Below are 18,572 nucleotides of genomic sequence, written 5' to 3'. Positions count from 1 at the left end.
ATCTACTTCGTTACAGCTGATTTCCGGACGGACGGATGGAGACCCGCGGGGTCCACCACCATGCCGAATTCCTGAAGATTATGCGCATGGCAGAGCTGATGCAGCGCGAACGCCTGTTCGATCGCCGCGGGCTGTCCCATCACGTCCACCGAGCGGTTGACGGCCTCCTTGGTCAGCTTCAGCGCAAACGACGGCTTGGCTGCGATCTTCTGCGCCAGCGCCATCACGAACGAGGAAAGCTCCGCGCGCGGCACGACGTGGTTGACCATGCCGAGCCGGTGCGCCTCGTCCGCGCTCCAGGTATCCGCCGTGAACAGCAATTCCTTGGCCTTGCGCGGGCCCAGCTCCCAGGGGTGCACGAACCATTCGACGCCGCACACGCCCATCGTGACCACGGGATCGCAGAACTCGGCATCGGCGCTGGCGACGATCATGTCGCAGGCCCAGGCCAGCATCAGGCCGCCGGCGATGCATTTGCCGTGCACTTCCGCAATGGTCGGCTTCGCCAGATTGCGCCAGCGCCGCGTGATCTGCAGATAGATCTCCTGCTCGCGGGCGAAGCGGCCATGGGCGTTGGGTTCGGCAAAGCCGCCCCAATTTCCGACCGGCGGAAAATCCACCCCCGCTTCATTTTTGCTGCCCAGGCGCAGGTCGTGCCCGGCGGAAAAATGTGGGCCGCTTCCTGCGAGAATGATGACCTTGACCGCGTCATCCTGCACAGCCGCATCGAAGGCGGCGTTGAGGTCGTAGGTCATTTGCAGGTTCTGCGCGTTGCGCGCCTCGGGCCGGTTCATCACGATCCGCGCGATGCGCGGCTCCGGCCGCTCCACGACGATGGTTTCGAATGTGGTCATGGGCCCTCCCGTTATTATTGTGCGGCCATGTGACTATTTCGGCTGACGATAGGCAAGAGCCATCGGAACGAAAGCGGCCCGAAGTTCATTCAATCACCGCCGTTATTCCGGGATGGGCCATTAGGCCCAGCCCCGGAATAATTGTATGAAACCACGCCATTCTGATACCGTGACACGAAATAATACCGGGAGTGTTTTATGCGCAGATTATGGACCGTGCTGGCGGCGCTGGCGACGCTGAGCCTGACCAATTGCGGCTACAACGCCATCCAGACCACCGACGAGCAGGTCAAGGCGGGTTGGTCGGAGGTGGTGAATCAGTACCAGCGGCGCGCTGATCTCGTGCCCAACCTCGTCAATTCGGTGAAGGGTTTTGCGCAGCAGGAAAAGGACGTGCTGCTCGGGGTCACCAACGCCCGCGCCAAGGTCGGCAGCATCCAGGCCACGCCCGAGGTGTTGAACGATCCCGCCGCGTTCCAGAAATTTACGGCCGCCCAGGGTGAACTCTCCAGCGCGCTGTCCCGACTACTGGTCGTGACCGAAAACTATCCGCAGCTGAAATCCGACGCACTGTTCAAGGATCTGATGGCACAGCTCGAAGGCACCGAGAACCGCATCACGGTGGCGCGCAACCGCTACATCAAGGCGGTGCAGGACTACAATGTCGGTATCCGCACCTTCCCGAACAACATGACGGCGATGATGTTCGGCTACAAGGAAAAGCCGAACTTCGCGGTCGAGAACGAGAAGGAAATATCCACGGCGCCGAAGGTGGATTTCAATCCGACACCGGCCGCGCCCGCGAAGTAGCGGATCAAAGATCAATCGCAATGAATGCTGCAAGAGTTTCCATTCTTGCGCTGCTCCTGTTCTGGGCTGCTTCAGCTCTGGCCATCGTCGTGGTGCCACCGCTCGTCGGGCGCGTGGTCGATCAGACCGGGACACTCACCAGCGGCGATATCGCTTCGCTGAACCAGACCATCCGAAGTTTCGAGACCCGGAAGGGCAGCCAGGTCGCGGTGCTGATCGTGCCGACGACGGATGGCGAGGCGATCGAGCAGTTCTCGCTCCGCGTGGCAGAGGCCTGGAAGATCGGCCGCAAGAAGATCGACGACGGCGCCGTGCTGGTCATCGCCAAGAACGATCGTCATCTTCGCATCGAGGTCGGCTATGGCCTCGAAGGCGCGCTGACCGACGTCACCACCAAGCGCATCATCGACGAGGAGATCACGCCAAAATTCAAGTCCGGTGATTTCGCCGGCGGCGTTTCGGCCGGCCTTAACAAGATGATCCGGATCATCGATGGCGAGAAACTGCCGGAGCCGGAGCCGCCGCATTGGCAACATCAGGCAGGGGTGTTCGACGTCGATGCGCTGTTCAATCCGTTTCTCCTGATTCCGGTGTTCCTGTTCGGCGGATTGATGCGGACCATGCTCGGGCGGCTGGTCGGCGCGGGCGTTGGCGGCGGCGTGGTGATGCTGATCGCCTGGTTCCTGTTCGGCTCGCTGGTTGCGGGTATATTCGCGGGGTTAATCGCAGCGCTTTTCGTGCTGTTCAGCGACGCCATCGTGTCGTCGGGGCCAGGAAGCAGTGGGAGCGGCGGCTGGTCCGGCGGCAGCAGCGGGGGCTCATGGTCCGGAGGCAGTTCGAGCAGCAGCAGCTCGAGCGATAGCGGCGGCGGGGGTGGCAGTTTCGGCGGTGGCGGCGCGTCGGGGAGCTGGTAGATATGGACATCAAACGCATTGGCAGGCACCTGCTCCTACACCGCTGGCGGGAGCGCCGCGACTTTCCGCCAAAAGTGCTGGCCGCGATCGAGGCGGCGATCAGGGCGGGCGAGGCCACGCATTCCGGCCAGGTCCGCTTCGTCGTCGAAGGCGCGCTCGACGGCGCGCCGCTGTTCCGCAACCAGCCGGCGCGGGAACGCGCGCTGGATGTTTTCTCGCAACTGCGGATCTGGGACACCGCGCACAACAATGGCGTACTGATCTATCTCCTGCTCGCCGACCGCGACGTCGAAATCGTCGCCGACCGCGGCATCCACGCGCATGTCGGCACTGCCGGCTGGGAGAATATCTGCGTCGAGATGGAAGCGGAGTTTCGGGCGGGAAATTTCGAACGCGGCGTGATCAAGGGGATCGAGGCGGTGTCGCGCGAACTGGCGGCGCATTTCCCGCCGCAGGGCGGCGGGACGAATGAACTGCCGGATACGCCGGTGGTGATTTAACTCAGAACCTTCCACGTCATTGCGAGCGAAGCGAAGCAATCCACAGCCAAACAGCAAGTAGGGATTGCTTCGTCGCTTGCGCTCCCTTGCGCAAGCGCTTCGCGCTTGTCGCAGGCAATGACGGTCAGGCCTTCACCGACGGCCGCTCCGCAACCCGCGCCATCCACGCCACGATATTGCCGTTGCTTTGATCCAGCGGCTGGCCGACCGTGCCGCCGAAATCGAGCCAGCAATACAGCAGGATGTCGGCCATCGTGAAGCGTTTGCCGCAGATGTAATCCTTCCCCGCCATTTGGCCGTCGAGCCATTGCAGGCGGTTGGCCGCGATCATCTTCAGGCCGGGCGAGGCTTCGGGCGCGCAGAGGATGCGCTTTTCGAAAAACTTCAGACCCTCGCCGAAGCGAAAGCCATTGGCGAGATGTTCGCAGATGTTGAGATCGACGCGGCGCGTCCACATCCGGCATTCGGCGCGCTCTTCCGGCGTCGTCCCGATCATCGCAGGCGCCGGGGTCTTCTCTTCGAGGTATTCGCAGATCGGGATGACTTCCGAGAGATAGCTGCCATTGTCGAGTTCAAGCGCCGGCATCTGGCCGTGCGGATTGCGCTTCAGATGCTCGGCTTCGCGGTTTTCGCCCTTGCGCAGGTCGACCGTCTGCTTCGGCATTTCGATGCCCTTTTCCGCCATGAACATACGGACAATGCGCGGGTTCGGTCCGACCGAGTCGTAAAGTTTCATGGTGCTCTCTCTCCCTGTGCCTCTTGAGGCGTCATTATTGCTGCTGTTGAACAGGCCGCCACAAATTTTGTCAAATCGCTGAGTCACACAGAAGGGTCGGCAAGTGTGATCTTAAATGATGCCAGGGTCCACGCAGGGGGAATAATTCCGGATGCCGCAATTGGTTCGGCGGCGTTGGCTGCCTAGCCGTCATCCAGCTTGTTGAGGTCGCGCACCGATTGCATGATCGGTTCGAAATTCGAGCGCGCATCCAGCGCATCGAACAATTGCGCGGTGTCGGATAGCAGGTTGTGCGAACGTTGAATGGCGACCCGTACATCGTCCTGCGGCGTGTCGGACAGGCGGCCGTGGCCGGACAACAGGATCTTCGAGTTCAACCCCTTCAGCCGCTCCAGCGACTGGATATAGTCGGCGATGCTGCCGGAGCCGAACACGCCGCCCATCACGCCGCCGGGCATCAGCGTGTCGGAAGCGAACAACAGGCCCTTGTCCTGGTCGAACAGCGTGATGCAGGCCGAGGTATGGCCCGGCGTGTACATCACGTTGAGGCGGAAATTGCCGAGGTCGAGCAGATTGCCTTCCTCGAGCCAGATGTCGACATTGATCGGGATATTCGGTTCGTTGAACATCTTGCGCAGCATCGAGAAATCGTCGCGCAGCATGATCTTGTTGGCGGCCAGCCGATGCGCGGCGATGAAGGCGCGGCCATTGAAATGATAGGCGGCGCCGATATGGTCGAGGTGCTCATGGCTGAGCACCACCAAGTCGATTTTCTCGGGCGGACAATCGACGTGTTGCAGACATTTCAGCAGATGCGGATAGTTCGATGACAGGCCGACATCGATCATGATGGTCCGCGAGCTGCCGCGCACCAGATAGGCGTTCGCCGCGCGGTTCTTGAAGCGGATCTGGTAGACGTCCTCGGCTGCCTCGATCAGCGTGCAGACGTCGCTTTCAAGCAGGGTCTTGAATGGGCTCGGCCTGCGCTCGCTCATGGACTGGCCGCGGCTTTGAACGTGATCGCGTTCGAGGCACGCAGCCGCTTGCTGAGCGCATCCATGATCATCAGTGCAAACGCCGGCTGCTGGCTGACCAGGTAGACGAAGCGCGCGTGGTTGATCCGCATCACGCGGGTGTGCGCCGCCGCGGCAATCGCGGTCGCCGAGCGGGACGAGCCGTCGATCACGGCCATCTCGCCGAAGAACTCGCCCTTGCCGAGCGTAACGATGATGGTCTTGCTGGCGCCGCTAACCTTGGCGATCTCGACCTTGCCGTCGAGCACGACGAACAGCTCACGCCCGGTCGAGCCTTCCTCAAAAATGACGTCATCTACATCAAACTCGTTGATGCATTTTTCGATGGTCATGGCGGCCTCCTGCCTTCTGGCTGGATGGTCAGGCCATGTTAATCGGTAAATGAACGGGCGCAAACGGAGCTGTCGGAATTGCCGCAGGGCAACATGGGCGCGAGGCGGAATTGCCGGCCGCGTCGCCGTCAACTTGCGGCCGCAAACCGGCCCGGTTGCCCTCTTAAATTTCGGTAAGGCGGAACCCGGTAACGATTTCGCAAGCAATAAAAGTTACCAAAAGGTCAACCCATTCTGGAGAATTGAACGTGAGCGAACAGCAGTCCGAGGCCACCAGCGGTGAAACCGGTTCCGTCGGCGCCGGGCCGGCCGCTCCCGATATGTCCGCAGCCAAAGAGCCGGTGATGGCGGCGATCGAGTCCCCGATGCTGGCGCCCGACCAGCAAGAAACCTCTCCCAAGCCGGATGCACCCAAAGTGGAAGCGCCCAGGGTCGTGGCTTCCAAGCTTGAAGCTGCCAAAGCTGAACCGGCGAAGGTCGAGGCGGCTACATCTGAAGCTCCGAAAGTTGAATCGCCGCGAATTCCCGGCAAGCTGTTGATCATGTCGCCCGGCGAGCGCGCGTGGAACGGTGACGAAGCCGATGCGAAGCCGGAGGCCGTTGCAGCTGACGGGGTGTCAGGCAAGCGCCGGATGTCGGCGATGGCGGCTGTGGTGGCGCTGGCGACGGTCGCCGGTGCGCTCGGTGGCGCGCTCGCAACCGGGGGCCTTGGATACGTGATGGCCGGAAATTCCGCCGCCATGAACAACAACAGCGCGCTCGAAGCCTCGGTGGCGCGGATCGATGCCGATATCCTGGCGCTGAAGGCCAGCGTCGAGCACACCTCCAAAACCGGGGTGAGCCAGTTCAACAAGACCAGCGACCGCCTCGACAAGGTCGAGAAGGCGCAGGCCGAGCCGGCCGCCAAGCTCGCCAAGCTCAGCGAGGCCGTCGAAAAACTCCGCGCGCAAGCTGCTGCGCCCGCGCCCGTCGCCGCCGCAATGCCGGCCGCCGCGAGGGACGTCACGGGAACGGTGTCGCCGCCCGCAACGGCTGCGGCGGTGCCGCTTCCCGCGCCGAAGCCCGAGATTGCACGGCTGCCGACCGTGGACGGCTGGGTGTTGCGTGACGCCGCCAATGGCAGCGCGCTGATCGAGGGCCGCCAGGGCATCTTTGAAGTCTACGCCGGCGATCCCGTCCCCGGTCTCGGCCGCATCGATGCCATCCGCAAGCAGGACGGCAGATGGGTGGTCGTGACCAGCAAGGGCCTGATCGTCGCCCGCTGATTGCGCGCAATCTGAATGACGAAGGCGCTTCACCGGGATGTGAAGCGCCTTTTTGCTTGAATAGGCCACTTCGCACGGTGTTAGTGAGGGCATGAGCCGCGCGCTGCGATTTCTTGTCATCCTATTCGCCCTGGTGTGCGGCGCATTGCCGGCGTCCGCCGCGCCGCTGGAGCGCGGGACCGCGATAACGGATCCCCTGGCGCTGCGCGAACTCGACGGTGGCAGGTTCGGCATCGGCCGTCTGCTGTGGCCGGAGCGGTCGGCCGATGTTCCGCTCACGAGCGGCCAGCTATTCACCCTGCCGTCGATGGTCCCGGTTCGGCAGGCGATCGACGCCGAGTTCGATCGTTACATTGCGCGACACAAAAATGGCCTGCCGAACGAAACCATCGGCGTTGGCGCTGGCTTTGCCTTTCAACTGTTCGACCACACCCAGCTTGATGCCAGCGACACCCGTTTCGTGCTGGCGGGCATCGTCAACCGCATGGACCGCGCCTATGTCGACGAGGCCAGCTGCGGCGACATCCGGCTGATCTACCGGCTGACGCGAATGAAAACGCCGGGGACCGACGACAGGGCAATTTTGCCCCGTCTGCCGATGACGCTGAATCTCGTGCTGAAAGCCAAGGCCCGCGATGGGATAGACCGTAACGGCAAACCCGTCACCTGTTCCGAAATCGCAAAGCGCTGGCTCGCCGCAGCCGAATTGTCGCTGACCGGTGCGCCGTTCGCGGAAAATCTGCTGGATGAAAACGGTCCACTCGATCTGCTCGGTTACGAAAACATCGATCGCATCGAGACCAACCTTCAGATCGTGCATGCGCCGAAATCTGCAATGCGGGATTTCCGCACCGATTATCTGTTGAAGGTGTTTCGCTACAACGCCGCGGCGCGGGAATTTCGCGAAGCTCCGATGGAGAACCAGATCGACCGCGACCGCATTCTGGCTGACGACAAGCTCGGGCGCGAATTCAAGTCATGGCTGCTGGAGCCGAAACATCTGGCAGCATTCGATTCCGGCGCGGTGCTGATCCCGGAAAAATTCCTTGCCAACAGCGCCATCGCCGCAACGCCGGTTGGATTTGACGCGTCCGACCTGCAGCCTGAATTCGGCCTGATGCAGGGCGAAGGGGCTAAGGCGGTGTTCAGCGAAGCTGACGTCGTCACGGCACTGAAGAAGGCCGCTGCCGGCGGTATAAAGTTGCAAAACATCCGCTCGGCCGGCGGCTTTGAGCGGCGGCTGAACGATGTCACCTGTTCCGGGTGCCACCAGACGCGCGGCATCGGCGGATTTCATTTTCCCGGCGTCGACTGGATGGCGGTCAATCCTTCCAATTCAACGGTCGTTCCGGCGTCGCCGCACTTCTTCGGCGATCAGGTTCGCCGCCGTGACATCCTCACCACCGTGCGGGATGGCAAGACGCCGGATTTTTCCCGGGGCTTTGCCAGCCGTCCGCAATTGCGCGGCAGCACGGAACTGGTGGGCACCGAATATAGCGATGGCTGGGGTGCGCATTGCTACGCTCCGGGCAAGACGGCCGCCAGCAACGACGCGAGTTTTCGCAGCTGGACCTGCGCCGAGGGGCTGGCCTGTCAAATCAGCGGCACGACCGCACGCATGGGCATGTGTTTTGTGAAGAGCCGGTAGCCGGCCGGCATGAGCACCGATGCGCGTCATCGTTTGATGCTAAGGTGTGCAAAGCATCAGCACCAACCGAGCGGGGACCGGCGATGAGCTCTTCCGACCAGGAGAACAGGGAGCGGAATCGCGAGATCGCGGAGAACGAAGCCAAACGCGAGGTCGTCAGCAACGTCCGCGTCAGCACCTGGGCGATTGCGGTCACGGTGATTGCCGGTGTGATCGTCTTTGGCATCGCGTGGGCCTGGTTGAATCGCTGAGCCCCTTATTTCGCGTAATGCGTCAGCCGCTTGCCGGGCAGCAAATCGTAGGCTGACTTCCAGGCGGGCAGATCAGCCATGCGGCCAAGCCAGGCGCTGATGGCCGGGTGGCTCACCGCAAAATCATATCCAGTCTCGTCGCTCGGATAATGCAGATAGGCCATCATGGAAATATCGGCGATGCTCGGCCGTGCGCCGATCGCGAACGCATCGCGTTGCAAGTGCGTTTCCAGAATCCCCAGGAAGTCGTCGAGCCGTTTGCGGTAATATTTCAGCACCACGGGATCGCCAGACGGAATGAACGTCCGCATGAACCGGTATGAGGCCATGTAGCCGGTGAGCTTGTGGTTGTCCCAGAACAGCCAGCGCAGGAGTTCGAACTGTTCTTGTTCGGTCTCGCCGCCGAACTGGCCGAACTGCCGCGCCAGCTTCAGCAGGATCGGCGCGGTCTGGGTGAGACGGACGCCGTCCTCCTCCAGCACCGGGATTTCGCCCATCTCGTTGACCGTGCGCCGCCATTCCGCTGACCGCGTGATGCCGCCGCCGAAATCGGTCCAGACCGGCTCGAACGTCTGGCCGCACAGGGTCAGCATCAGCGCAAGCTTGTAGCTGTTTCCGGACTCTGGAAAGTAATGCAGGCGGTAGGTAGTCATGCCGCTATCTTTTCCGCAGGCTTACGCCACCGCGCCGGACGCGCGGAGCTTCTTGATCGCGGCCTCGTCATAGCCGGCGTTGCGCAAAATCTCGTCGCTGTGTTCGCCGAGGCCGGGCGGCTTGCGCGGCTGGACTTTCTTGCTGCCGTCGACCCAGATCGGGCTGCTGATGGTCATCATGGTGTCGTTCTCGAACGGCACCAGCACTTCGTTCTCGATCATCTGCCGGTCACCCGGAATGTCGTCGAGGATGCCGACGACGCCGAACACCAGCCCGTTGCCGTCGAGGATCTTGCGCCATTCTGCGAGGTCCTTGCCGGCAAAGATTTCGTCGAAGATCTTGATCAGGTCCAGCGAGCGCGCGTGGCGATCCTTCTTGGTTGCAAAGCGCGGGTCGCTCACCAGATCCTCACGCTCAAGGCAGCGCGCCAGTGTCGGCCATTGCCGGTCCTCGTTCAGCAGCGACAGGATCAGCCAGCGGCCGTCCTTGCACTGGTAGTGATTGGTCACCGCGTTCAGCGCGCGCTCGCGCGGCCGCCGCTCGCCGAACTTGGCACCGACCAGTTTGGCCTGTGCCAGCACCGAGGCTGCCCAGACGCCGTTGGCCATCAGGTTGGAACTGACGTGCGAGCCCTTGCCGGTCTTTTCGCGCTTGAACAGCGCGGTCACGATCGCGCCGTAAAACGCCATCGCGCAGGGGTGGTCGCCCATGCCGGCGATCGATCGCGCTGGCGTGGTGTGTTCATCCGCGCGCACCAGGTCCATCAGCCCCGAGCGCGCCCAATAGGCGTTAGAGTCGAAGCCGGGCTTGTTGGCTTCCTCGCCCTTTTCGCCATAGCCGGTGAAGGAGGCGTAGATCAGCCGGTCGTTGAGATGCGCCAGATGGTCCCAGGTGATGCCGAGCTTGGTGCGGACCTGCGGCGGCATGTTGGTGATGAAGACATCGGCCTCGGCGACCAACTTGTAGAGCACCGCCTGCGCTTCCGGTTTCGTCAGGTCGAGCGCCAGGCTCTTCTTGTTACGGGCTTCCAGCATCCACGCGAAATTGTGTTCGCTGTGCGGGTAGCCCGGCAGATTCGGCAAATTGCGATAGGGATCGCCGGTAACCGGCGGTTCGATCTTGATCACGTCGGCGCCGAAATCGGACAGCACGGTGGCGGCCGCTGGGGCTGCGATGAAACTCGCGCAGTCCAGAACCTTGAGGCCGTCAAAAATGCCTTTTTCCATCTCGATGCCGCTCCCGTAACCCTGTTGATTTTTCTTCCGCTGGAATATTGCATGCCGTGCGTGCTGAAACTTCAACGCCATTTGGGCGCGGGATGCAACTACTCCCCGCCCGAGAGCAGGGCTGCATTACCGCCCGCCGCCGCGGTATTGACGGTCACCGTCTGTTCGGTGGCAAACCGCGCCAGATAATGCGGGCCGCCGGCCTTGGGGCCGGTGCCGGAGAGGCCATGGCCGCCGAACGGCTGCACGCCGACGACGGCGCCGATCATGTTGCGGTTGACGTAGATATTGCCGATCTGAACAGCGTCGATGATGTCGTCCACGGTATCGTCGATCCGGGAATGAATGCCGAGCGTAAGTCCGTAGCCGGAACGCTCGATCGATTGCAGCACGGCGGCGAGCCGGTCGGCACGGTAGCGCACCACGTGGAGCACCGGACCGAACACTTCTTCCCTAAGTTGCCCGGCATCGGACAGTTCGAAGATATGCGGCGCGACGAAATTACCCTCCGGTGCGGTGCCCGCAAAGTGCACCTGCGCGTCCTGCTTCATGCGCGCGATATGTGCATCCAGGCGTTGTTTGGCCTCGGCATCGATCACCGGCCCGATATGGGTTGCAGGATCAGAGGGGTCACCAATCCGGAGTTCGCGGGCGGCGCCGGCGATCATTTCGATCATGCGATCGGCGACGTCGTCCTGGAGCAACAGCAGCCGTAGCGCCGAGCAGCGCTGGCCGGCCGAGCGGAACGCCGAGGTGACGACGTCGTCGGCGACCTGTTCGGGCAACGCGGTGGCATCGACGATCATCGCATTGATGCCGCCGGTCTCCGCGATCAGCGGCACGATCGGGCCGTCCTTGGCAGCGAGCGTGCGGTTGATTGATCGTGCCACCTCGGTCGAGCCGGTGAAGACAACGCCGGATATGTCGGGGTGTCCCACCAGCGCCGCGCCGATCTTGCCGTCGCCTTGCACCAGATGCAGTGCGGAGGGTGAGACGCCTGCTTCATGGAGAAGCCGCACGGCCTCCGCCGCGATCAAGGGAGTCTGCTCGGCAGGTTTTGCGATCACGGCGTTGCCGGCCATCAGCGCCGCCGTGACCTGGCCCATGAAGATCGCGAGCGGAAAATTCCATGGCGAGATCGCGACGAAGACACCGCGGCCGCGCAAGGCGAGCACATTGCTCTCGCCGGTCGGACCCGGCATGGCCTTGCCGTCGCAAAACTGTTCGCGGCCTTGCGCGGCATAGTAGCAGCAGAAATCGACGGCTTCGCGCAACTCCGACAGCGCGTCGTCCAACGTCTTGCCACCCTCGCGTTGCAGCAGTGCGATGAAGTGTGCCGCGCGCTGTTCCAAAAGGTCGGCGGCTTTTTCCAAAGCGCGCGCTCGCGTCCCGGCCGGCGTTCGGCTCCAACTCCTGAATCCGGCACGCGCGGCCGATATCGCCGTATTCACCGCGGCCGGCGTCGCATCGGCGATACTGCCGGCCGTGGGCGTGGTCTCCGCGGCAACATCAGCAACAAGCCGGCCCAACGCCGCGCGCTCGCCGAATTCCAGCCCGCGCGAATTCGGCCGCTGCGGCGAAAAAAGATCGCGCGGCAACGGGATGTTCGGATGCATGGCCTTGTCGGCACTGCCGATCACATCCGCTGGACGCCGCAGCAGCGTCGACACGGGAATAGCCTCGTCAGCGGCGAGCGCAACAAAGGACGAGTTGGCGCCGTTCTCGAGCAGGCGCCGCACCAGATAGGCGAGGAGATCGCGGTGGCTGCCGACCGGCGCATAGGTCCGGCAGGCGATGTCAGGATGATCCTCGCTGAGCTGGGCATAGAGCGCTTCGCCCATGCCGTGCAGGCGCTGGAACTCGAAGCCGCGTTCGTCCTTTGCCAGTTCGAGGAGGGTCGCCACTGTCAGCGCGTTGTGGGTCGCAAATTGCGGAAAGATCCGCGGCCGCAAGCCCAGCAATTGCTGCGCGCAGGCGACGTAGTTCAGGTCCGTCATCGCCTTGCGGGTGAATACGGGATAACCCTCGAGGCCGCGCTCCTGCGCGCGCTTGATCTCGGTGTCCCAATAGGCGCCTTTCACCAGCCGGACCATCATGCGTCGGTTCAGGTTTTTTGCGAGACCGTCGACATGGTCGATCACCTCGCGCGCGCGCTTCTGATAGGCCTGGATCGCGAGCCCAAAGCCGTTCCAGCCAGCCAGGGATGGATCGGCGAATGCCGCCGCGATCACGTCGAGCGACAATTCCAGCCGATCGGCTTCCTCGGCGTCGACGGTGAAATTCAGGTCGAAGGTCTTGGCCTGTCGCGCCAGATCGATCAGGCGCGGCACCAGTTCGCTCATCACGCGTGAATGGCTGACCGCTTCGAAGCGCGGATGCAACGCCGAGAGCTTGACGGAAATACCCGGCCGATCGGGCAGGGGACGATTGTTGGCGGTGCGGCCGATCGCATCGATCGCGCGTGCATAGGAATCAAAATAGCGCGTGGCGTCGGCGGCGGTGCGCGCGCCTTCGCCGAGCATGTCGAAGGAATAGCGCTGGTGGCGCGATGCATGCGCTTCGGCCCGCGCCAGTGCGGCCTCGATGGTCTCGCCGAGCACGAAATGGCTGCCCATCAGCCGCATCGCCTGGCGTGTTGCGGCGCGCACGGCGGGTGCGCCGAGCCGCTTGGTCAACCGGCCGATGGTGCCCTGCGGCGTCTCGCCGGGCTGGATCACCCGCGCCGACATGCCGAGCGCCCACGCCGAGGCGTTGACCAGGAAGGCGCTGGACTTGGTCTCGTGATGCACGAAGTCGCCCTGGCCGAGCTTGTCCTCGATGAACTGGTCGGCGGTGCGCGCATCCGGCACCCGCAACAGCGCTTCCGCAAGCACCATCAGCGCGAGGCCTTCCTTGGTCGACAATGCGAACTCGCGCAGCATGTCCTCGACACCGCCGAGCGGATCGTCATTGGCTCTGACGGCTTCGATCAGGCGCGTTGCCGAGCGGTCGATCCGCGCCTCCTGCTCGCCGCTCAGTTTGGCGGTGGCGAGCAGCCGGGCGGCGATTTTCGAATCATCGGGCGCGTAGGCCGCGTCGAAGGGCGGGAGAGGCGGTGGGCGGTCCGGCATGGTGATTCCCTCGAGTCTAACCCAATTTACCGCTGCTGCAACCGTAGTTCGATAGACAAATTCGCGATTTTGCCTTAGGAAGTTCGGAAAATGGCAGAGGTGACCGGATAAACGATGGAAATTGACAAGATAGACCGGAAAATCCTCTCTATTCTTCAGGGGGATGGCCGTATTGCGAATGTCGAATTGGCCGAGCGGATCGGGCTGTCGCCGACCTCGATCGGCGAGCGCCTGAAGCGGCTGCAGCGCGACGGCTTTGTCGAGGGTTATGGTGCCCGGCTCAATCCGCATCGGCTGGGGTTGGGCTTGCTGGTGTTCGTCGAGGTGATGCTCGACAAGACCACGCCCGATGTCTTCGAGCGCTTCGCTGAAGCAGTGCAATCGGCCCCGGAAGTGCTGGAATGCCACATGGTGGCGGGCGGCTTCGATTACCTGGTGAAGGCCCGCCTCGCCGACATGACGGCCTATCGACGCTTTCTCGGCGAGACCCTACTGGCGCTGCCGGGGGTGCGCGAAACGCGGACCTACGCCGTCATGGAAGAGGTCAAGCGCGACGCGCCGTTGCCGGTCGGGTAGCGCAAACAAAACAACCGTGACCAAAACGCACCACGCCAAAAATAGCCGTGGCCTGTTCCACGGGTGGCGGTCTTTGCAACTTGGCAGCGTGAAAGGCACGCGCTAATTCTCGGGCACCGCCATGGTTTGGATAGCCGGGATCATGAGAGACGCCGATCGAGCGTTGCGCCAGACGTTTTCCCGGCTTGCGGGCGTGCTTGGCGTTGTCGGGGTGGCGTTATCAGGCGCGGCTTCCGAAGCGGCCGAAATGAGTTCGGCGGTCGCCGACCTCTATACGTCGGTGTCGATCTATCCGCCGTCGGCGAATTCGATGACGGTCTGTTACGGCTTCGTCTGCCGGCGCCGCCAGATCCTGGAATTCACGCCGCAAGACCGCACCGCGCTGACGCAGATCATGGCCGCGGGCCGTGCGTCGGCCGTGGCCGAACGCGCGGCGGTGCAGAAGGCCGTGGTGTGGTTCGATCGCCGTATGGGACCGATCCTCGGCACCAACAAGCGCGTGGCGAAAGCGGATTTCCGCTACTTCGACGACAAGCACAATTACGATTGCTGGGACACCACCCGCAATACCACCAGCCTGTTACTGGTGCTGCGGGATTGGGGGCTGCTGAAGCATCATGCGATCGGTGATCCCCGCTATCGCGGCAATACGCTGGTGCTGCAGACGCCGCACAACACCGCCGTGCTGGTCGACCGCGCCACCAAGGCCGAATGGGTCGTCGACCTCTGGCCGCGGGGCTATCTGCAGCCCCCGGACGTCATGCCGGTCGAGAAATGGGTGAAGGAAGATTGAGCGGCCGGTCGGCCCAAAATGAGTACGAGCAACTACGGTGCTCGCTCCGCCGAACGCTCACAGTTTTTTGAGAGTTTTTTCAAGCCCGGCTCCCGGATTAGTTCCGAGAGCGCGCCGTTGCCGATCGCGCGGTAGCGCTAAACCTTGAGGTTCTCGGCCGAAGTCTTGCCGCGATTGGCAATCTCTTCGTATTCAACGGTCTGCCCTTCGTTAAGCGTCGAAAGCCCAGCTTTCTCAACTGCCGAAATGTGAACGAATACGTCCTTGCCGCCGTTGCTGGGCTGGATAAATCCATAACCCTTGGTCGGGTTGAACCACTTCACCGTACCTTTAGCCATTCACGTCGTCTCCGCGGAATCAAAAAAATATCCGAGCCGCCGGTCCCCGCACATACCGGGCATGCCCGAGACTTCAGGATACGCGGGTTGTGGCGGACTGGGTAGCGCAAACGGCACCACGGATTCCGCAAAAATCCGCCATATCGCACCGTATTTCCGCCGTTTTGCCCGTTTCGCGCTCATTTGACGCGGCGAAATCGTGGCCGGGGCCAGCCTCGTCGATGGGGGGATTGACCAGAAATCCTCCCTCGCCTGGCGTGCGGGGGAGGGGGCTCTCCACAAAATAGACGCGCCGAGCGGGAGCATCCGCGCCTTCATCCGCCGTTCGTTTCAGTCGTTCGCGGTGAGATAATCCACCATACACAGACCTTGATGATCATCATCTTTGTCACCTCGGGCGCGCCCAAACTCATTCTCACATTTACATTGCAACGACAGAAAACCCCGGTCGCGCTGGGCGATCGGGGTTTCTGAACCGAATTTGTGGTTCGATCAGTAGCAGACGTTGACGGTGCGGAACACAACGCCATACGGGGTGTACACGCGGCGGCTCACGTAGCAGCCGTCGTAACCGCCACCGATGTAGCCGACGTTGAAGCCGAAGCCGTGGTGATGATGATGATGGCCATGGTGGTGGTGATGCGGGAAGGCGGGCCAGTGCACCGGCTTCGCCGACGCGGCGGTCGGAGCCATTGCGATGGTGCCGAGGGTGGCGGCGGCAGAGATAGCGAGAGTAACTTTACGAAGCATGGTCTTTCTCCGGAAGTGAAGCGCGATCGACATCTTGTCTTGGCGCGGGTTGATCGTTCAGGTTTCAGTCTTACCCATCGCCCATCAGTCGTGCGTGCGAGAAAGCCGGTTCGAGAAAGCCGCATTACATTGCGGACAACTACCTGAATGGCTGTTCAGATGTGAAACAAATCACACAACGGAAAGCCGCGATGGGCTAGGCGGCGCCGGCTGCGCCGGGATTCCACATCGTTAATGCAACGTTGGGCGCCATCGTCATTGCGAGGAGCGAAGCGACGACTTGTCCGCCGTAGCTCAACGAGCGAAGGCGGAAGCAATCCATCCATCGTCTCGCACGTCGCGAGATGGATTGCTTCGCTTCGTCTGAACCGCGCCCACAACAGAAAACCCCGGCCGCGCTGGGCGACCGGGGTTTCTGAACCGAATGAGTGCTTCGATCAGTAGCAGACGTTGACGGTGCGGAGGACAACGCCGTAGGGGGTGAACACCCGGCGGGTCACGTAGCAGCCGTCATAACCGCCACCGATGAAGCCGATGCGGAAGCCGTGGCCCCAGTGACCGTGGTGGTGATGGCCGTGGTGATGGTGGTGGTGATGCCACGCCGAAGCGGTGGTGGGAGCCAGCGCCATAACGCCGAGGGAAGTGGCGGCGGCGAGAGCGAGAGCAACTTTACGCATGGTCTTTCTCCTTCAATGATGCGCGTCGACATCTTGTCCTGGCGCGGGTTGATCGTTTCAGTTTCAGTCTGGGTTTCAGTTTCAGTCTGACCCATCGCCCATCAGTCGTACGCGCCAAAAAGCGGGTTCGAGAAAACGGCGTCTCGATCGGGCAGAATTTTCTGAATGCTTGTTCAGGGAAAGTGAGGATCGCGAATGGAATCGTAGATCGTAGGGTGGGCAAAGCGAAGCGTGCCCACCATCCTCACGGCATTCGTACGAGAGAATGGTGGGCACGGCGCAACGCGCCTTTGCCCACCCTACGACTTCGGCTTACATCGCCATCACGCCGCGGCAGGCGTCACGTCGTCGATCAGCGCCGATAATTCCTTCGCATCCGACACGCTGCGTACGATCATCGGCTCGTTGCGGCCGCGGATCTCGACTTCATGTTGCGGCAGCGCGTCGGCGGATAGGCCTGCGGCGGCGCGAACCTCGTCCGAGATCACCACCTCGCAGGAAAGGCTCTTGGTCATGTCCTGCAGGCGCGCGGCGACATTGACGGGATCGCCGAGCGCGGTGAACACCATATGGTCGCGGTAGCCGATGTCGCCGACGATCACCTCGCCGCCATTGATGCCGATACCGAATCGGATCGGTTCGCGCAGATCATGTTCCAGAAACTTGTTCACCTCGTCGACATTGGCGGCGATCATGGCGGCGGCCCGCAGCGCTTGCCGGCAGGCCTCCTGTCGGCTCACAGCAAGCCCGAACAGCGCCAGCATGCCGTCGCCGACGAACTGGTTCGGCCGGCCGCCGCTTTCGATCACCGCCTGCGATACCGCGCCGAGGAACCGATTGACGATGAAGACGGTGTCGAAGGGTAGGCGTTTTTCCGCAAGCTTGGTCGAGCCGCGCATGTCCACGAACATGCTGACGAGATAACGCTCCTGGCCGATCCGCGTCGGACTGGACGACGGTGCGTCGGCCGACATGGTGTGCGGCAGGAAGAGCTGGAAAAAGGAGAGGTCGCTCGCCGGCCGCAACTGACAGGCGAGGCGGATCGACGGATCCGACGTGCCGACGCGGCCGAGCACGAAGGCTTCGCGCTGCGAGGGCGCGGGCAGGTCGTGGTGGTCGCCGATGATGCGGATACGGCAGGTGGAGCAGCGCGCACGGCCGCCGCACACGCTGGCATGGGGCACGTTGTGGCGCAGGCTGGCCTCGAGCACGCTGAGGCCCTTCGGCACCCGGATCGTTCGGCCGTTGCCATAGGACAGGTTGATCATGCCGCCGCGGCGCTCATGAATGGCGCGGGCGCCCTTTGCCAGCAGTGTAAATCCGAGCAGGCCCCAGTAGCCGAGCAGAAGATAATCCGTGATCTGGTTCAGCACGGCCTTTTCGGCCGATGTCCCCGTCTGGGATGGTTTGAGATTCTCGGCCCGCCATTCGGCGCTGTCGCTGTCGACGACGATGCGTCCGCCCTGATATAGGCCGAGCATGGCAAGCGTCGGAATCAGCACCGCGGCGGCCAGCAGATAGGGCGCGGCGGTCTTGTAGAACGCCTTCATGCGCAGCCACAAATACAGACCGATGCAGCCGTGCGTCCACGAGATCACCAGGACGGCGAACAGCATCCACATCTTGAGCGGCGGCCATGAGATCCAGTACGCAAAGAACACTTGCGGGTAGAGTATCTCGTGCCCGTACAGCGAATAGCCGAGCCGCACGCCGATCACGTGCGTGATGATCATCGCGGGAATGCTGAGGCCCAGCACCAGTTGCAGCGGCTCGATCGCCTTCCAGCGGAATTGCCGGCGCTCGTACAGCGCCCAGATGCCGAGCCCGGTGTGAATGAGGCAGGCCGCATAGAACACCAGCGTGACCGGCAGCGAATGCCAGAACAGCGTGTGCCAATAGACTCCGCTAGCCAGGGCCTCCATCGAGATATTGCCGAGCGCATGGTTGACGAAATGGCTGATCAGATAGGCGAACAGCACCACGCCGGTGGCCAGGCGGACCTGTCGCAGGCTGACGCCGCGCAGGGTGGCTGTGATTTGCTTAGGGGACAGGGAGGCCATGCGGTCCATAGGATGAGTAATAGCGATGATAGTGCTTAACTTCT

At 62.5% G+C, this 18,572-nt stretch carries 19 protein-coding genes; 8 read left to right on the top strand and 11 right to left on the bottom strand.

Annotation, left to right across the window (positions count from 1 at the left end; all coding sequences use genetic code 11):
- Positions 1 to 2: 2 nt before the first annotated feature.
- A complete protein-coding gene (locus tag JQ558_RS19980) occupies positions 3 to 854 on the bottom strand; it encodes an enoyl-CoA hydratase (protein ID WP_212294648.1) in 852 nt (283 codons plus the stop codon).
- A gap of 198 nt (positions 855 to 1,052) precedes the next feature.
- On the opposite strand from JQ558_RS19980, the gene JQ558_RS19975 reads away from it, so the two are divergent.
- Genes JQ558_RS19975 through JQ558_RS19965 form a run of 3 tightly spaced genes read left to right on the top strand, consistent with a single transcriptional unit; the run spans position 1,053 to position 3,078 of the window.
- Complete coding sequence (locus JQ558_RS19975; RefSeq protein ID WP_212211973.1) at positions 1,053 to 1,664, top strand: LemA family protein; 612 nt, start codon at positions 1,053 to 1,055, stop codon at positions 1,662 to 1,664.
- A gap of 20 nt (positions 1,665 to 1,684) precedes the next feature.
- Positions 1,685 to 2,578, top strand: coding sequence for a YgcG family protein (locus JQ558_RS19970; RefSeq protein ID WP_212294647.1), 894 nt, complete (start codon positions 1,685 to 1,687; stop codon positions 2,576 to 2,578).
- 2 nt (positions 2,579 to 2,580) lie between these two features.
- On the top strand, positions 2,581 to 3,078 hold the full coding sequence (locus JQ558_RS19965) for a TPM domain-containing protein (RefSeq protein WP_212294646.1): 498 nt from the start codon (positions 2,581 to 2,583) through the stop codon (positions 3,076 to 3,078).
- A 124-nt stretch (positions 3,079 to 3,202) separates the two neighbouring features.
- Here the strand turns inward: JQ558_RS19965 and JQ558_RS19960 are convergent, their stop codons facing one another.
- The 3 genes from JQ558_RS19960 to JQ558_RS19950 all read right to left on the bottom strand — a co-directional run bounded on the left by JQ558_RS19960 (position 3,203) and on the right by JQ558_RS19950 (position 5,180).
- Positions 3,203 to 3,814: a glutathione S-transferase family protein gene (locus JQ558_RS19960; protein WP_212211967.1), complete on the bottom strand. Its 612-nt coding sequence runs from the start codon at positions 3,812 to 3,814 to the stop codon at positions 3,203 to 3,205.
- A 182-nt stretch (positions 3,815 to 3,996) separates the two neighbouring features.
- Complete coding sequence (locus JQ558_RS19955; protein WP_212211965.1) at positions 3,997 to 4,809, bottom strand: MBL fold metallo-hydrolase; 813 nt, start codon at positions 4,807 to 4,809, stop codon at positions 3,997 to 3,999.
- The gene (locus JQ558_RS19950) at positions 4,806 to 5,180 is read right to left on the bottom strand and encodes a Crp/Fnr family transcriptional regulator (protein ID WP_212294645.1); all 375 of its coding nucleotides are present in this window, start codon (positions 5,178 to 5,180) and stop codon (positions 4,806 to 4,808) included. The genes JQ558_RS19955 and JQ558_RS19950 overlap by 4 nt, the downstream gene beginning before the upstream one ends.
- A gap of 248 nt (positions 5,181 to 5,428) precedes the next feature.
- On the opposite strand from JQ558_RS19950, the gene JQ558_RS19945 reads away from it, so the two are divergent.
- From JQ558_RS19945 to JQ558_RS19935, 3 genes are all read left to right on the top strand, one after another.
- Positions 5,429 to 6,445 (top strand): hypothetical protein, encoded by a 1,017-nt coding sequence (locus JQ558_RS19945; RefSeq protein ID WP_409410550.1) that lies wholly within the window; start codon positions 5,429 to 5,431, stop codon positions 6,443 to 6,445.
- Between the two features lie 91 nt (positions 6,446 to 6,536).
- A complete protein-coding gene (locus JQ558_RS19940; protein WP_212294643.1) occupies positions 6,537 to 8,093 on the top strand; it encodes a hypothetical protein in 1,557 nt (518 codons plus the stop codon).
- An 83-nt stretch (positions 8,094 to 8,176) separates the two neighbouring features.
- On the top strand, positions 8,177 to 8,344 hold the full coding sequence (locus tag JQ558_RS19935; RefSeq protein ID WP_212294642.1) for a hypothetical protein: 168 nt from the start codon (positions 8,177 to 8,179) through the stop codon (positions 8,342 to 8,344).
- A 5-nt stretch (positions 8,345 to 8,349) separates the two neighbouring features.
- Here JQ558_RS19935 and JQ558_RS19930 read toward each other — a convergent pair whose 3' ends face one another.
- The 3 genes from JQ558_RS19930 to putA form a co-directional block, all read right to left on the bottom strand.
- The gene (locus JQ558_RS19930) at positions 8,350 to 8,997 is read right to left on the bottom strand and encodes a glutathione S-transferase family protein (RefSeq protein ID WP_212211951.1); all 648 of its coding nucleotides are present in this window, start codon (positions 8,995 to 8,997) and stop codon (positions 8,350 to 8,352) included.
- Positions 8,998 to 9,018: 21 nt separating this feature from the next.
- Entirely contained in the window at positions 9,019 to 10,224 is a 1,206-nt protein-coding gene (locus JQ558_RS19925) for a CaiB/BaiF CoA-transferase family protein (protein WP_212211948.1), read from the bottom strand.
- A gap of 98 nt (positions 10,225 to 10,322) precedes the next feature.
- Positions 10,323 to 13,334 (bottom strand): bifunctional proline dehydrogenase/L-glutamate gamma-semialdehyde dehydrogenase PutA, encoded by a 3,012-nt coding sequence (gene putA / locus JQ558_RS19920; protein WP_212294641.1) that lies wholly within the window; start codon positions 13,332 to 13,334, stop codon positions 10,323 to 10,325.
- 114 nt (positions 13,335 to 13,448) lie between these two features.
- Between putA and JQ558_RS19915 the strand changes: the two genes are divergently transcribed.
- Together JQ558_RS19915 and JQ558_RS19910 are read left to right on the top strand one after the other, a co-directional pair.
- Positions 13,449 to 13,910, top strand: coding sequence for an Lrp/AsnC ligand binding domain-containing protein (locus JQ558_RS19915; RefSeq protein ID WP_212001390.1), 462 nt, complete (start codon positions 13,449 to 13,451; stop codon positions 13,908 to 13,910).
- Between the two features lie 142 nt (positions 13,911 to 14,052).
- The gene (locus tag JQ558_RS19910; RefSeq protein ID WP_409410548.1) at positions 14,053 to 14,703 is read left to right on the top strand and encodes a hypothetical protein; all 651 of its coding nucleotides are present in this window, start codon (positions 14,053 to 14,055) and stop codon (positions 14,701 to 14,703) included.
- Between the two features lie 137 nt (positions 14,704 to 14,840).
- Here JQ558_RS19910 and JQ558_RS19905 read toward each other — a convergent pair whose 3' ends face one another.
- The 4 genes from JQ558_RS19905 to JQ558_RS19890 form a co-directional block, all read right to left on the bottom strand.
- Positions 14,841 to 15,041, bottom strand: a complete 201-nt coding sequence (locus JQ558_RS19905; protein ID WP_027539571.1) for a cold-shock protein — start codon at positions 15,039 to 15,041, stop codon at positions 14,841 to 14,843.
- A 492-nt stretch (positions 15,042 to 15,533) separates the two neighbouring features.
- Positions 15,534 to 15,791 (bottom strand): hypothetical protein, encoded by a 258-nt coding sequence (locus JQ558_RS19900; protein ID WP_212294640.1) that lies wholly within the window; start codon positions 15,789 to 15,791, stop codon positions 15,534 to 15,536.
- 437 nt (positions 15,792 to 16,228) lie between these two features.
- Positions 16,229 to 16,468 (bottom strand): hypothetical protein, encoded by a 240-nt coding sequence (locus JQ558_RS19895; protein WP_212211937.1) that lies wholly within the window; start codon positions 16,466 to 16,468, stop codon positions 16,229 to 16,231.
- A 323-nt stretch (positions 16,469 to 16,791) separates the two neighbouring features.
- Positions 16,792 to 18,528, bottom strand: coding sequence for an adenylate/guanylate cyclase domain-containing protein (locus tag JQ558_RS19890; protein ID WP_212211934.1), 1,737 nt, complete (start codon positions 18,526 to 18,528; stop codon positions 16,792 to 16,794).
- Positions 18,529 to 18,572 lie beyond the last annotated feature (44 nt).

The organism is Bradyrhizobium sp. AUGA SZCCT0160, from assembly GCF_018130105.1.
Classification (GTDB): domain Bacteria; phylum Pseudomonadota; class Alphaproteobacteria; order Rhizobiales; family Xanthobacteraceae; genus Bradyrhizobium.
The sequence above is the reverse complement of the archived record's forward strand: the minus strand, read 5'-3'. Positions and strand labels throughout refer to the sequence as shown.